Source organism: Flavobacterium galactosidilyticum (assembly GCF_020911945.1).
Lineage (GTDB): Bacteria > Bacteroidota > Bacteroidia > Flavobacteriales > Flavobacteriaceae > Flavobacterium > Flavobacterium galactosidilyticum.
The window spans coordinates 1,665,222-1,679,061 of record NZ_CP087135.1 but is presented as its reverse complement, the minus strand read 5'-3'; the positions used below and the strand labels follow the sequence as shown (position 1 = coordinate 1,679,061).

Genomic DNA, 13,840 nt, shown 5'->3' with positions numbered 1-13,840 from the left:
TTGTTCTATAATTCGTTATAATTTATAAATACCTTTACAATAATTTAATGATTACTGTAAAGGTATCTTGTGCTGTTAGAATGGAAGTGTGCATATTGAAAAATATCCCAATCATTATTTTTAAATGTTAAAGCCAATTGTAGATAATCATACAAGTAGCTATAATTTTCCAAAACTTTACCGTACAATAGTATTATTCGCATGCAATATTAATACCTCAAAAAAGTTTCACCTGATTTGATTCCCAAAGCTAACTCTTCTAAATTAGTGTTTTCTAACATAAATGCCAATTCGTTTCTAATGGCTTTAAATTTATCATGAACCGGACACGGATGATCTTCAGAACAGCTATCTAATCCTAAACCGCATCCTGTAAACACACGATCTCCATCTAAAGCAGTTACAATTTGAGCCAGAGTTATTTCTTTCATTGCCAGTTTTGAAATTTCAAATCCGCCTCCTACTCCTTTTACGGAATTGATGATCGAACTTTTTGATAAAATCTGCAGAATTTTCGCTGTAAAAGCCTCCGGAGAATCAATTTTCTTGGCAATATCCTTTAATCCTACTCTATTATTTTGATACGATTGCGAGGCTATAAAAATAGTTGCTCGAATCCCGTATTCACAGGTTTTAGAAAACATAATTGATTGTTTATAGATGAATAAACGTAGTTCCTATTATGAAAATTAGCTGTTTTATAAAATTTAACTTTTAAGACAGCCAGAAAGTGTCCTCATTATTTTCAACAAAAAGTTCGTGATTATGAATTTTTGCAATTTCAGCTAATTGTTCCGAAGTAGCTTCTTTTTGAACTTCTGGAAAAAGAATACGTTCCTCAAAACGAATGTGTTTTTCTAGCTCTTCCTCAATAAGGCCTAATGATTTCTCTAAATTAGTAGTTTCGCTAAATAATCTTTTCAAACGTCTGTGATCTGTTAATGCTTGTTTTACAAATTCATTTTTCTGATCTAAAATGGTGAAAATATATTTTTCTTCGAGTTCAAAATGAGGAACCAAATGGTTTGTAAAAAACCAATCCGCATAGTTCTTTATCCGTTCCACTTCAACTTGTTTAGAAAAACCAGTTCTTATTTTCCAACATAATTGCAAACCATGGTGATGATCGTGACTTAATGGTTGTAACTCTAGAACTCTTTTTAAAGGTCTATTTGAAATCATATTCTAAATATTTAAATCTCTCAAAAACGGATATAGACCTATATTCAGTACAAAACACTAATTTACGCAAATGGATCTTATGTGAAAAACCATTGCCCACGACTGATCAGGATTATTTTACGTTTTGACAGAAGTTATCAATAAATGATGGCTCACATAAAATTTTAATACAAGTTCAAAGATACGCTTTCAAAAAGACATTTTCATCCTATTTACCTCTAAAGTGTACTTTAATATTTGATGTAGAAAAATTTTCTCGTTCGATTTCTTTGGTTGAATATCCAAGTGGCTCTAATGTGTTAGCTCCATTCATAAAATGTTGAATATAATAATTGCCTAAATAATTCTGTTTTTCTAAATAGTGAATCATTTGTCGCAGTTGATTGCCATCAATTAAATCAGAGTGTATGGTAGTTCGAACTTCAAACGAAAGACCACTTTCAATTAGCATTCTAACTGATTTTTGAAAAGGAAGAAAAAAATTAGACTGTGTTATTTTTTCAAAATGAGCAGGCATCGCTTTAAAATCAAGTGCTACATAATCAATTAGTTTTTTGGTAATCAATTCCTGCAAAACAGCTGGTTTTGAGCCATTCGTATCAATTTTGACTAAGAAACCCATTTTTTTGACTTCGGCAATAAGTTCAAGAATATTTTTATGCAACAAGCATTCGCCTCCACTAAAAACCACAGCATCTAATAAGTTTTTTCGAGAATTAAGAAAAACAAGTGTTTTTTCGAAAGAAATTTTGCCTTTCCCAAGTACGATTTCTGGGTTGTAACAATACAAACAACGCATATTACAGCCTGCAAACCAAAGAATGCAAGCTGATTTATGCGCATAATCTAACAGCGTAAATGGCGTTATGCTGTAAATAGGACAACTAACATTTCCCTTCATGGAAGTGAGTTCGTTGTTTGTGCTCTCCTTTTTTTCCAATATTAAAACTTTCTACAGGTCTATGATACCCCATTACTCTGGTGTACACTAAGCATTTAGTTCTTAAATGTTGGTTTTGTTCTAAAATTGGATTGGTGGTTGTTTTCATGTTTATTTTGGTTTTATGGTTTATCGTATACGTTTATTTAGTTTAAAAATTACTTTTCAAATTATTCCGCTTGGAGCAAAAGTTTCTCATTTTCTATCAATACCTCATCACATTTAGGGCAGTATTCATGTTCTCCAGTTAAATATCCATGAACTGGACATACGCTAAACACTGGAGTTACGGTAATGTACGGCAATTTGAAGTTCGACAAAACCTTCTTAACAAACTGCTTACAAGCTTCGGGAGAGCTGATTTTTTCACTCATATATAAGTGCAAAACAGTTCCACCAGTATATTTGCATTGTAATTCATCCTGCAAATACAAGGCTTCAAACGGATCTTCAGTATGATTTACGGGAATTTGAGAACTATTAGTATAATATATATTCTCTTCCTGTCCGGCTTGCAAAATATTTGGAAAACGTTTTTTGTCTTCTTTAGCAAAACGATACGTTGTTCCTTCTGCGGGCGTGGCTTCCAGATTGTATAGATTTCCAGTTTCCTCTTGAAATTCTTTCATACGATCCCTGATGTGCTCTAGAATTTCAGAAGCAAATTCAATTCCAGAAGCAGAGGTAATGGTATCTTTATTCTCCGAAAAATTTAAAATCATTTCGTTCATTCCGTTTACACCAATGGTCGAAAAATGATTTCTGAAATGTTGCAAATATCTTTTTGTGTACGGGTATAATCCTCGATCATACATTTCTTGAATGAAAACTCTTTTTTTCTCTAAAGTAGATTTAGAAATATACAGTAATCGATCTAATTGTTGGTATAATTCTCCTTCATTACCTTTAAATAAATAACCCAAACGTGCCATGTTAATAGTAACTACACCAATACTTCCCGTCATTTCAGCACTTCCAAAGAGACCGTTTCCACGTTTCAGCAATTCACGCAGATCTAATTGTAAACGGCAGCACATACTACGAACCGCATTGGGTTTGTACGCATTTGGATTTTCCACTTTATTACCATTTTCATCTAAGTTGTATTGGCTACCAATGAAATTCTGGAAGTAAGATGACCCTATTTTTGCGGTATTTTCAAAAAGCAAATCAGTATTTTCTCCGTCCCAATCAAATTCCTCTGTGATATTTACGGTTGGAATGGGGAACGTAAATGGTTGGCCGTTAGCATCACCTTCAGTCATTACGGTATAATACGCTTTGTTAATGAGGTTCATTTCTTCCTGAAAATGCTCGTAACGCAAATCCGTCAATTTCGTAACACCTCGTTCTTTGGCTCTAGCCAAAATAGTTTCGTCGTTATTATTTGCGAAAAAATGCAAATCGTTTTTGGTTGGAATTTGAATTTTTAAATCGTCAGGAACCACCCAATCTAAGGTGATGTTCGTAAAAGGAGATTGTCCCCAACGCGCGGGAACATTCAAATTATAGACAAAGCTACGAACGGCTTTTAAAACTTCGGTAAAATCCAAATTATCTTTGAAAACATAGGGCGCTAAGTAGGTGTCAAATGAACTAAATGCTTGTGCTCCCGCCCATTCGCTTTGCAAAATCCCAAGAAAATTGGCCATTTGTCCTAACGCTTCTCTGAAATGTGATGGTGCTTTGCTTTCCACACGACCACGAACACCATTAAAACCTTCGTTTAGTAAAACGCGTAAACTCCAGCCGGCACAATATCCCGTTAAACAATCTAAATCATGAATATGAATATCACCGTTGCGATGTGCATAACCTTCCTCTTTAGTATAAACTTTATCTAACCAATAATTAGCAATTACTTTCCCTGCCACATTATTGATTAAACCCGCATTCGAGTACGACGTATTTGCATTTGCGTTGATGCGCCAATCCGTTTGGCTGATGTATTCCTCGATTGTTTGCGTGCTATCTACGTAAGTAGTGTCTTCGTTTAGGCCATGTAAATGCTCTCGTTGCAACTTGCGAGTATGTCTAAACAACATAAAAGAACGCATGACTTCAAAATATTTTTTGTCAAAAAGTATTTGCTCGATTAAATCCTGAATTTCTTCAACAGACCAAGTTTCTTTAGTCGCTAGTCCTAGTATTACATTTTCAAAAATGGTATCGTCAATTGCTATGGAAACACTTTGAAAACTTTTTTCAATAGCATCTTTTATTTTAAAAGGTTCAAACGGTTTGTATTCTCCGTTTCTTTTGATAACGTATTTCTCCATAGCATTTGATTGGTTTTTGGTTAGTTATTTTTTACCATAAAGACGCAAATGCACAAAAATTTCACCTATTCCATTTTTAGTTTACTTCTAAAAAATAAAAAAGTTTAAATGCCTTTTTGTGACTTTGCGCCTTCGTAGCTTATAATTTATTCTTGTCCAGCGAATTTTTGTTCTAAAAGTGCTGCAGCGGGGAATAGAATATTGTTTTCTAAGTGAATGTGTTTGTGCAAATCCTGTTCAAAATCAGATAGCATTGCAAATGTTACACGATATGTACTACAACCATCTGCTGGAGGCGTATAGTTATTCGTTAGTTCAGCTATTTTCACAAAACGATCTCCTTCAGCTTCGTGTTCAGCCATCATCATCGCAATTGGATTTTTGACAGTTCCAAAATGTGGTGCTGCAATAAGTTCATCGGTAAGACTTGCCTTTGCCATTTTTTTGATAAAAGGGAATAACATCAACTCCTCTTTTTTCATGTGCTGTGCTAATTCACCTGCGCAGCCTACAAAAAGTTCATTTATTTCGAATAATTCAGGATGACTTGCTCCGTGTACTTTGCAAAGTTTGTCTAAAAACGGAAGTAAAATTTGTGTTTTCTCCTCTACATAACGGTGGTGTGTTTTCTCGATATAATCGGCTAACAAATCCAATGGCCATGATTTAAAATCAATTCCGCTATCATCCTTAGTAGTTAAAACAGTTTCTAATTCTTCTTGTAAAACAGTAGTATCAATGTTTTTTTTATCACAAGCTTCTTCGATAGTCCTGTTTCCTTTGCAACAAAAGTCAATACCGTATTTTGAGAAAACGGCTGCCGTTCTAAAATCTTTTGCTACATATTCTCCGATTGTTGTTTTTTCTAAAGTTTCCATAATTGTAATTTTTATTTTGAAATATTTTTACAAATCTAGTACTATTTTGAATAAAGGACAAATTTATCCGTAATTAAATTACAAACAATTTTATTTTGATAAAAATATAGCTACCAACACTTTACGAATCATTTTATTCCCTATTTTATAAATAAATATTTTTTTCAAAAGAATTATAAAAAATGATTTTTATCATGTTTTAACTTTATTTTAAGTTATTAATTTGCAGAAGATAAATAAAAGACAATTTTGTCCTCTATCTAAATAACAATTTTTTATTAACTAACAAAAACTGATAATTATGCTTTCAAAATCACAAGCAAGAGCATTTTTTTTGGGAGGAACGCTGGTCACCTTTTTAATCTTTATAGGATTGACCATTTATTCGTTCATGCCCCGAAACGATCAAACAAACTACGGCAAGATTACTAAAGAAGTAGTACGAGGAAAAGAAATTTGGGAAGAAAACAATTGTATGGGTTGCCATAGTATTATGGGTGAAGGTGGCTATTATGCACCAGAACTTACTAAAGTACTAGAACGCCGAGGCGAAGGGTATGTAAAAGCTGTTTTGATGTCTCCAGTACCATGGGCTCCAAAAGGAAGAAAAATGGTTGCTTACAAAATGAGCGAAGCTGATGCAAATGCAATGGTTGCTTATTTCGAGTGGATTAGTAAAATTGACTTAAATGGCTTTGACAGAATAGTTTCCCCATTAGCAAAAGATCAAGAATAATTTAAAATAAACAAAAATGAACCCGCCACTAACAAAAAGTTTGTTGCAAACAAACACAATTAAAAAAAAGGCGATACCATTTTTGACCGCTAACAAATAAAATTTACAAAAATGAAATATAAATCACAAAAAGTAGCCTATTGGTTTTTTGCCTTGTGCATGCTTTTGTTCTCGCTGCAAATCGTCTACGGCTTCATTATGGGCTTTGACCGTATAGGAATCCAAGGCCTACATCAAATCATTCCTTTTAACACAGCAAGAGCTGTACACACCAATCTCCTAGTTGTTTGGCTATTAACTGGCTTTATGGGAGCCGCTTACTACATTATCCCCGAAGAAGCACAAACTGAATTAATAAGCGTAAAATGGGCATATGTCCAATTGATTTCCTTAGCTATTGTGGGTGTTGTTGCCATAGTAGGTTTTCACTTTAATCATTGGGAAGGTAGAAAATTCCTTGAAATCCCAAGGGAATTAGATTATCTAGTTGTTGTCAATGTATTGCTTTTCTTAGGTTTAATTCTAGGAACTTTATATAAAGGAAAACGACAAACAACAACTGCATTAATTCTTACCATGGGATTGTTCTTTGCTGCACTGCTTTATATACCTGGAATGATCTGGTTTGACAGCCAAGTAATGGATTCATTCTTCCGTTGGTGGGTTGTTCACCTATGGGTTGAAGGTGTTTGGGAATTAATTATGGGAGGTATCCTTTCATTCTTATTAATCAAATTAACAGGTGTGGATAGAGAGGTAATCGAAAAATGGTTGTACGTAATCGTTGGTCTTACTTTCCTTTCAGGAGTTTTAGGTACTGGGCATCACTACTATTATATTGGTGTAAATAAAATTTGGTTAGTTGTTGGTGGAATTTTCTCAGCACTAGAACCTTTAGCTTTCTTAGCCATGGCATTATTTGCTGTGAACATGTATAGAAAAGGTGAAAAAAGTCATCCAAACAAAATTGCATTGTTCTGGACTATTGGTTCTGCTATTGTATCATTCGTAGGTGCTGGATTACTAGGTTTCGCACATACTTTACCACAAACAAACTTGTACACACACGGTACTTTAGTTACAGCAATGCACGGTCACTACGCTTTCTGGGGCGCTTATGCAATGATTGTTTTAGCAATTATAAGCTATGCGCTACCTAACTTGACAGGACGTAAACGTTATGAAAGCACACAAGGAATGGCTGCTTTCTGGCTGTCTAATATAGGAATGCTAGGAATGACTGTAGCCTTTGGTGTTGCAGGAGTAGCACAAGTTTATATGGAACGTAAGATGAAAATGGATTTCATGGATGTACAAAACGAAATCAGTATTCACTTTGTAGTGCTGCTTATTTGTGCGACAATGTTCGCTACAGGAATTGGTCTATTTATCTATGATTTCGTTAAATACGGATTGCCTTCAGATGAAGCGCTACTAGCTGATAATGAAAGTAACGAATAGCGATCAATAAATCAGAATTAGAAAATAGCGTCATTTGATTCTCAAATACATACGCTGCAATTAAACGCTGAATATAAAATTTCCAGAATGCTTTAACTACCGTTTTTTAGAATTGCATTTCCGAAAAAACAACTGTTATTGTGTTCTGGATTTTTTTTAAAAAATAAAAATAAAATGTTAGAAAAAACACCTTATTATCACGCCGTTGGTAAAGAAATAGATGTCTTTAACCACGCTTTTCAGAACAAAATTCCATTTTTACTAAAAGGACCTACAGGAACAGGGAAGTCTCGTTTCGTAGAATTTATGGCACATCAATTAGATAAGAAAATTATCACCATTAGCTGCCATGAAGAAACTTCTTCAACAGATTTAATTGGACGATTTATTATCAAAGGAGCAGAAACTGTTTGGCTTGATGGTCCCTTAACCACTGCCGTAAAAGAAGGAGCAATCATATATCTAGATGAAGTTGCTGAAGCACGTCCAGATGTAATCGTAGCCATTCACTCTCTTACGGATCACAGGCGAGAATTATTTATAGACAAACTAGGCGAAACCGTAAAAGCGCATGAAGATTTTATGTTAGTCGCGTCTTTTAATCCAGGATACCAACGTGGTTTTAAAGAGCTAAAACCTTCTACACGCCAACGTTTCATTGCGGTATCATTTGAATATCCGGAGCCAAAAATTGAAATAGAAATCTTAGTTAACGAAACAAAAATCGATGCTGATACAGCTAAGAAACTGGTAGCCATTGGTAATAAAATAAGAAATTTAACTGAATTAGGTTTGACTGAAACCGTTTCAACAAGACTTTTAATCGATGCTGCAAAAATTATTCATAGTGGACTTCCAAAAAGATTGTCTGTTCACGCAGCCGTAGTTGAACCATTATCAGATGATTTACAAACCGTGCAAGCATTGAAAGATTTGTGTGATTTGATGATATAAAAGTAGTGTTCAGTTAACAGTTTATAGTGTTCAGTTGAACGCAGTGAAATAGAAATTTAAACTGAATGCAAATCAATAGCTACTGCGCACTGAAAACTGAATACTGAGCACTGAACATTGAATACTGAATACTGAACACTGAACACTGAACACTGAACACTGAACACTGAACACTGAATACTGAACACTGAATACTAAAAAAATGGGATTCGAAATAGATGAATACATAGTTGGGAAGTTCTTTAAACACTTAAAGAAAAGTAAAAAAGTACGTCCCGAAATTCTTGCCAGAACAGTCACCCTGAATGCTATAAAGCCCAGATTGACTATTCTTGCTAGAGCCTTGACTGGAAATCCAATTGAAATTTTTCCCGCGGAACGTGAAGGAGGTTATAAAAACAATAACTTTTTCCTTCCAATTTCTTATGCAGAATTACCATCGAAAGAAGAAAACCTCACTTTTTACCTCTTCAGAATTTTATACTTAAGTGTTCAACAGCGATTGAATTTGAACTGGACTTCAGCGGAAAAAGAACCACCTCTTGAATTATCACAACAAAAAGCACTTGAAACTGCAGAAGAAATTCTAGCTATTTTATTTGACGAATTTTCTATTGATAAAAAATTTCACACGCAATTAAAACAGCATTATGCAGCAAAAGCAACTGAAAAGATAGAAGCTGATTTCTCTTGGATATATGGTAAATGGATGCAGAATGATAAAGAGGTGAAATCAGACTCAGTTCTAGAAAATTTCTCTGACCTGACTAAAAAAGCGAACGAAAACAAACCACTGACCACATTAAAATCAAATGCGGTCGAGGAAGTAATCACTGTTGAATTAGATAAAAAACAACAAGAGGATTATGTGTTGCTTCACAATTTTGAAAAAGCGGAAACTGCTGAAGAATTCAATGGAACATGGCGCGACTTTGATGGTTCAGATGAACTAGAAGACCATCAAGAAGCATTGGAAGAACTTAATATGAAATATACGGTTCGTGTTGATGATACGGCACATTCCGTGTATCAATCCGATTTTGTGGAGAATACTTCGATATCTGAAAGTGCCGAAATAGATGCCAAAGGATTTCATCTTACTTATAGCGAATGGGATTTTAGCAAACGCATTTACAAAGAGAACTTCTGTAAAGTATATCCTAAATCACAACAGAAAACAGATAGCAATTATTACAAAAAAACGATTGCAAAAAACGCATCAACTTTAATAGGTTTGCGTAAAATGTTAACCAATGTCAATAATCGAATGCAACAGCAAAAACGCCAGTTGCAAGGAGATGAATTTGATATTGATGCCATTACAGATTTGTATGTTGATGTTCATTCTAAACGAACACCGTCGGAAAACATATATGTTTCAAACCGAAAAAAAGACAAAGATTTATCCATATTAATTCTGCTAGACATCAGTTTGTCAAGCGATGGTTATGCCGCAGGGAATCGTGTCATTGATATAGAGAAAGAAGTTTCTATTCTCTTTGGAGAAATCCTAAACGAATTTAATATCGATTTTTCTATTGATAGCTTTTACTCTAAAACACGTAATTTCTCGACATATTTAACTGTAAAAGATTTTGACGAAAATTGGAATAGTGCCAAGCATAAAATTGGCGCAATAGAACCTAGCGGTTATACACGAATTGGCGCTGCTTTGCGCCATGCAGGTGCACGTCTTGATACCAGAAACACTAAAAATAAATGGGTTATTCTAATTTCGGACGGAAAGCCTAATGATTACGACAAATACGAAGGTAAATATGGTGTTAACGACGTAAAACAAGCGCTTCGCGAATTGAATAGAAGAAACATTAACTCTTACGCATTAGCAATTGAAGCCCAAGCTAAGTATTACTTACCACAAATGTTTGGTCAAAATCACTATCAAATACTGACAACTCCAGTGGAATTATTACAATCGCTGGTTAAGTTGTACGAAAAAATTAAACATCAAAAATAAATATATAATGAATCCTACTGCAAATACCATAGCACTTCCAGAAGGTCATCCTATACAGGTGTATTTTCAGGAAAAAGAGATTATTAGAACTCTTTTAGCAGAGTTAACCACAACTAGTCCCATCACAGAAATACAAAAATATACCAATATATTCAATCAGCTTTATACGATTGAAAAACGATTTGCTCGAAAGGAAAATCAGCTTTTTCCATTCTTAGAAAAAAAAGGTTGGAATGGTCCTTCCCAAGGAATGTGGTCTTTTCATGATAATTTAAGAGAACAGTTTAGACTGATTCGCTATTATCTAAAAACTAATAATCCCGAAAAAATAAGCACCAATACTCCATTTTTAGTCGATGGTATCAATCGCTTACTACATATTGAAGAAACGGTTTTATTCCCCAATGCGCTCGATTTACTAAAAGAGAATGATTGGATTACAATGCGTGCTGGCGAAGAAGAAATTGGCTGGATGCTTACGCAGCCTCCCGTTCCTTATCCAAACCAAGAATATATAAATCCTAGCCAAGATTTCACGCAGAGAGAATTACCTTTTTCTTTAGAAAACACTTCGCATTATGACGAAGGACATATGACCGTGGAACAAGTGAATTTACTTTTTAGAACTATGCCATTAGATCTTACTTATGTTGATGAGAATGACAAAGTAATTTTTTACAACCGTGGCGAAGAGCGTGTTTTTCCTAGAAGCGCTGGAATTATAGGTCGTGAAGTAAAGTTTTGTCATCCGCCAAAAAGCGTAGGAACAGTTCTTAAAATCTTAGATGAATTTAGAAAAGGAACTAAAAGTGAATCATCTTTTTGGATCAATTATAAAGAAAGACTAATCTACATCCGCTATTTTGCTGTTAGAGATAATGATAAAAACTACAAAGGAGTTATTGAAATGTCACAAGATATTACGGATATCAAAAAAATTGAAGGGGAAAAAAGATTATTAGATTGGGAATAATCTAAATTAAAAAAAGTAAAATGGAAACACTTAAAATAAATTACAAGAATTTATATTTTCCTCCAGGAGGCATACTAATGTGGATTATAATATTTCTGGAGCTCATAACCTTCGGGATGGCACTGATCGCTTTTGCAATTTACGGAAGTGAAGAACCAGCTTTATTTCATGAATCTCGCATGCAGCTTAATAGTACCTTTGGAGCTATAAATACAATTTTTCTTTTGACTAGTGGCTTTTTCATGGCTAGCGCAGTACATGAATTTAAAGAGAAAAACTTAAAAAAATCATCTTTATATTTTAAATTAACAATGCTTGGCGGGCTACTATTTTTAATTCTAAAAAGCGTTGAATATTACCATAAAATTGAATCTGGAATTACTTTAGAAACCAATACTTTCTTTGCTTTTTATTGGTTACTGACTGGATTTCATCTGATTCATGTAATTATGGGTTTAGTTATATTAATCTGGACAAAGAAAGGTATGATGAAGAAAAACTCTGACACAGAAGTTACAGACGTCGAAGCTTGTGCTGCTTTCTGGCATATGTGTGACTTAATTTGGCTTCTATTATTTCCAGTTCTATACTTAATATACTAAAAAATGAAAAACACACTAATTTTCAGCTACGGACTATTGATTTTTTTGACGGTATGTACCGCTTTAATTTCTAACTTTGTTACGCTTTCACCTATTGTTATTGGTTTAATTATGGGATTGTCAGCTCTTAAATTTATATATGTTTCTTTTCAATTTATGGAATTGAAAAAAGCGAACTCCTTTTGGAAAATGAGTTTAATTCTTGTACTATTATTGATCGTTTTATCTGTTGTATTATTAAGAATTAACCTTTAAAAAAAAACATTAAAACATGACAAATGTCATGATAAAAGACAAATTCCTCCACTACTTTTACATTATAAATCAAGATAAATTCAAACCTAATTATTATGAGAAACGAATTCAATTTTATGCAAAAAAGCAGGTTAATTGCTGCAGTACTTATTCTCGCTATCGGACTTTTTTCATGTTCTAAAAAAGAAGAAAAAGATGCAAAATATTATGAAAGCATTAAAGTAGATGGTCAAAAAGTTGCTGAACTTACAGCTCCACCTTTTGTACCAAAACCAGTTGGCGATCGCCCTGCTATGAAACTAGTAGTTAACATGGAGATTACTGAAAAAGAAGGCGAAATGGTAGATGGTGTAAAATATACCTACTGGACATTTGGCGGATCAGTTCCTGGAAGTTTTATTAGAACTCGTGTTGGTGATGAAGTAGAATTTCACCTAAAAAACCACCCAGATAACAAAATGCCTCACAACATCGATTTACATGCTGTTACAGGACCAGGTGGTGGAGCAACTTCTTCACTTGTTGCACCAGGACACGAAAAAGTATTTAATTTTAAAACATTAAATCCTGGGTTATATGTTTACCATTGCGCAACTGCTCCAGTAGGTATGCACATTGCAAACGGAATGTACGGTTTGATTTTAGTAGAGCCAGAAGGTGGATTACCTCCAGTGGACAAGGAGTACTACATCATGCAAGGCGATTTCTATACCAAAGGCGCTTATGGAGAACCTGGAAATCAACCATTTGACATGGATAAAGCTATTAAAGAACAACCTGATTACGTAGTATTTAACGGAAAAGTAGGAGCGCTAACAGGTGATAAATCATTGACAGCTAAAAAAGGAGAAACTGTACGTATTTATATGGGTAATGGTGGACCTAACTTAGTATCATCGTTTCACGCAATTGGAGAAATATTTGATAGAGTGCACGTTGAAGGTGGAGATTTGATTAATAAAAATGTTCAAACTACATTAATCCCAGCTGGTGGTGCTGCAATAGTAGAATTTAAAGTTGAGGTTCCTGGAACATTTATTTTGGTGGATCACTCTATCTTTAGAGCATTCAACAAAGGAGCGCTTGGAATGTTAAAAGTAGAAGGAGAAGAAAACAAAAAAGTATATTCTGGAACAATACAAGAAGGAATTTATTTACCTGAAGGTGGAACAATTCAAAATATGCCAAAAGTAAATGGCGCACCAAAAGTAGCTGTTACTAAAACAGTTGCACAACAAGTTACATCTGGTAAAGCATTGTATGGAAGAACATGTTCAGCATGTCACCAAACTGAAGGGCAAGGAGTTCCTAACGCTTTTCCTCCGTTAGCCAAATCAGATTATTTGAATGCTAATGCTGACAGAGCTGTAAATGCAGTTTTACATGGATTGAGTGGTGAGATTACTGTAAATGGTAAAAAATACAATAACGTGATGACAAGTCAAAATCTTACTGACGATGAAGTAGCTGATGTTTTAACTTACGTATATAACAGTTGGGGAAATAACAAAACTGTGGTAACTCCAGCAAAAGTAAAAGAACTTAGGGCTAAACCAGTTCAAAAAGTGAAAGACATTCATGAATAATAAATAATTAAATAAA

Annotated in this window: 14 protein-coding genes; 8 read left to right on the top strand and 6 right to left on the bottom strand. The window is 34.2% G+C overall.

What is annotated here, in order from left to right:
* Positions 1-209: 209 nt before the first annotated feature.
* The 6 genes from LNP27_RS07360 to ric all read right to left on the bottom strand — a co-directional run bounded on the left by LNP27_RS07360 (position 210) and on the right by ric (position 5,279).
* The gene (locus LNP27_RS07360) at positions 210-644 is read right to left on the bottom strand and encodes an RrF2 family transcriptional regulator (protein ID WP_229943950.1); all 435 of its coding nucleotides are present in this window, start codon (positions 642-644) and stop codon (positions 210-212) included.
* A 70-nt stretch (positions 645-714) separates the two neighbouring features.
* Positions 715-1,182, bottom strand: a complete 468-nt coding sequence (locus LNP27_RS07355; protein WP_229943949.1) for a hemerythrin domain-containing protein — start codon at positions 1,180-1,182, stop codon at positions 715-717.
* A 208-nt stretch (positions 1,183-1,390) separates the two neighbouring features.
* Positions 1,391-2,083: an anaerobic ribonucleoside-triphosphate reductase activating protein gene (locus LNP27_RS07350; RefSeq protein WP_229943947.1), complete on the bottom strand. Its 693-nt coding sequence runs from the start codon at positions 2,081-2,083 to the stop codon at positions 1,391-1,393.
* Positions 2,067-2,231, bottom strand: a complete 165-nt coding sequence (gene nrdD, locus LNP27_RS07345) for an anaerobic ribonucleoside-triphosphate reductase (protein WP_229943945.1) — start codon at positions 2,229-2,231, stop codon at positions 2,067-2,069. Before nrdD ends, LNP27_RS07350 begins: the two co-directional genes overlap by 17 nt.
* Before the next feature lie 61 nt (positions 2,232-2,292).
* Positions 2,293-4,401 carry a ribonucleoside triphosphate reductase gene (locus LNP27_RS07340; RefSeq protein WP_229943944.1) on the bottom strand — a complete coding sequence of 703 codons (2,109 nt, stop codon included), beginning with the start codon at positions 4,399-4,401 and terminating at the stop codon, positions 2,293-2,295.
* 146 nt (positions 4,402-4,547) lie between these two features.
* On the bottom strand, positions 4,548-5,279 hold the full coding sequence (gene ric, locus LNP27_RS07335; RefSeq protein WP_229943943.1) for an iron-sulfur cluster repair di-iron protein: 732 nt from the start codon (positions 5,277-5,279) through the stop codon (positions 4,548-4,550).
* A gap of 301 nt (positions 5,280-5,580) precedes the next feature.
* Between ric and LNP27_RS07330 the strand changes: the two genes are divergently transcribed.
* The 8 genes from LNP27_RS07330 to nirK all read left to right on the top strand — a co-directional run bounded on the left by LNP27_RS07330 (position 5,581) and on the right by nirK (position 13,824).
* Positions 5,581-6,015, top strand: coding sequence for a c-type cytochrome (locus LNP27_RS07330; protein WP_229943942.1), 435 nt, complete (start codon positions 5,581-5,583; stop codon positions 6,013-6,015).
* Between the two features lie 111 nt (positions 6,016-6,126).
* Positions 6,127-7,476, top strand: a complete 1,350-nt coding sequence (locus LNP27_RS07325; RefSeq protein WP_229943941.1) for a cbb3-type cytochrome c oxidase subunit I — start codon at positions 6,127-6,129, stop codon at positions 7,474-7,476.
* Between the two features lie 174 nt (positions 7,477-7,650).
* Positions 7,651-8,430 carry a CbbQ/NirQ/NorQ/GpvN family protein gene (locus tag LNP27_RS07320; protein ID WP_229943940.1) on the top strand — a complete coding sequence of 260 codons (780 nt, stop codon included), beginning with the start codon at positions 7,651-7,653 and terminating at the stop codon, positions 8,428-8,430.
* Positions 8,431-8,632: 202 nt separating this feature from the next.
* On the top strand, positions 8,633-10,408 hold the full coding sequence (locus LNP27_RS07315; RefSeq protein WP_229943939.1) for a nitric oxide reductase activation protein NorD: 1,776 nt from the start codon (positions 8,633-8,635) through the stop codon (positions 10,406-10,408).
* Between the two features lie 7 nt (positions 10,409-10,415).
* Positions 10,416-11,381 carry a DUF438 domain-containing protein gene (locus LNP27_RS07310; RefSeq protein ID WP_229943938.1) on the top strand — a complete coding sequence of 322 codons (966 nt, stop codon included), beginning with the start codon at positions 10,416-10,418 and terminating at the stop codon, positions 11,379-11,381.
* Positions 11,382-11,401: 20 nt separating this feature from the next.
* Positions 11,402-11,983: a cytochrome c oxidase subunit 3 gene (locus LNP27_RS07305; protein WP_229943937.1), complete on the top strand. Its 582-nt coding sequence runs from the start codon at positions 11,402-11,404 to the stop codon at positions 11,981-11,983.
* A 3-nt stretch (positions 11,984-11,986) separates the two neighbouring features.
* Positions 11,987-12,238 (top strand): cytochrome C oxidase subunit IV family protein, encoded by a 252-nt coding sequence (locus tag LNP27_RS07300; protein ID WP_229943936.1) that lies wholly within the window; start codon positions 11,987-11,989, stop codon positions 12,236-12,238.
* A 116-nt stretch (positions 12,239-12,354) separates the two neighbouring features.
* Positions 12,355-13,824: a copper-containing nitrite reductase gene (gene nirK / locus LNP27_RS07295; RefSeq protein ID WP_428979017.1), complete on the top strand. Its 1,470-nt coding sequence runs from the start codon at positions 12,355-12,357 to the stop codon at positions 13,822-13,824.
* Positions 13,825-13,840: the final 16 nt, after the last annotated feature.

Bases quoted from the DNA above. Each gene is read 5' to 3' on its own strand.
- LNP27_RS07330 (WP_229943942.1), top strand. From the start codon at position 5,581: ATGCTTTCAAAATCACAAGCAAGAGCATTTTTTTTGGGAGGAACGCTG.
- LNP27_RS07360 (WP_229943950.1), bottom strand. From the start codon at position 644: ATGTTTTCTAAAACCTGTGAATACGGGATTCGAGCAACTATTTTTATA.
- LNP27_RS07340 (WP_229943944.1), bottom strand. From the start codon at position 4,401: ATGGAGAAATACGTTATCAAAAGAAACGGAGAATACAAACCGTTTGAA.
- nirK (WP_428979017.1), top strand. From the start codon at position 12,355: ATGCAAAAAAGCAGGTTAATTGCTGCAGTACTTATTCTCGCTATCGGA.
- LNP27_RS07320 (WP_229943940.1), top strand. From the start codon at position 7,651: ATGTTAGAAAAAACACCTTATTATCACGCCGTTGGTAAAGAAATAGAT.
- LNP27_RS07305 (WP_229943937.1), top strand. From the start codon at position 11,402: ATGGAAACACTTAAAATAAATTACAAGAATTTATATTTTCCTCCAGGA.
- LNP27_RS07300 (WP_229943936.1), top strand. From the start codon at position 11,987: ATGAAAAACACACTAATTTTCAGCTACGGACTATTGATTTTTTTGACG.
- LNP27_RS07310 (WP_229943938.1), top strand. From the start codon at position 10,416: ATGAATCCTACTGCAAATACCATAGCACTTCCAGAAGGTCATCCTATA.
- LNP27_RS07350 (WP_229943947.1), bottom strand. From the start codon at position 2,083: ATGAAGGGAAATGTTAGTTGTCCTATTTACAGCATAACGCCATTTACG.
- LNP27_RS07325 (WP_229943941.1), top strand. From the start codon at position 6,127: ATGAAATATAAATCACAAAAAGTAGCCTATTGGTTTTTTGCCTTGTGC.
- LNP27_RS07315 (WP_229943939.1), top strand. From the start codon at position 8,633: ATGGGATTCGAAATAGATGAATACATAGTTGGGAAGTTCTTTAAACAC.
- nrdD (WP_229943945.1), bottom strand. From the start codon at position 2,231: ATGAAAACAACCACCAATCCAATTTTAGAACAAAACCAACATTTAAGA.
- ric (WP_229943943.1), bottom strand. From the start codon at position 5,279: ATGGAAACTTTAGAAAAAACAACAATCGGAGAATATGTAGCAAAAGAT.
- LNP27_RS07355 (WP_229943949.1), bottom strand. From the start codon at position 1,182: ATGATTTCAAATAGACCTTTAAAAAGAGTTCTAGAGTTACAACCATTA.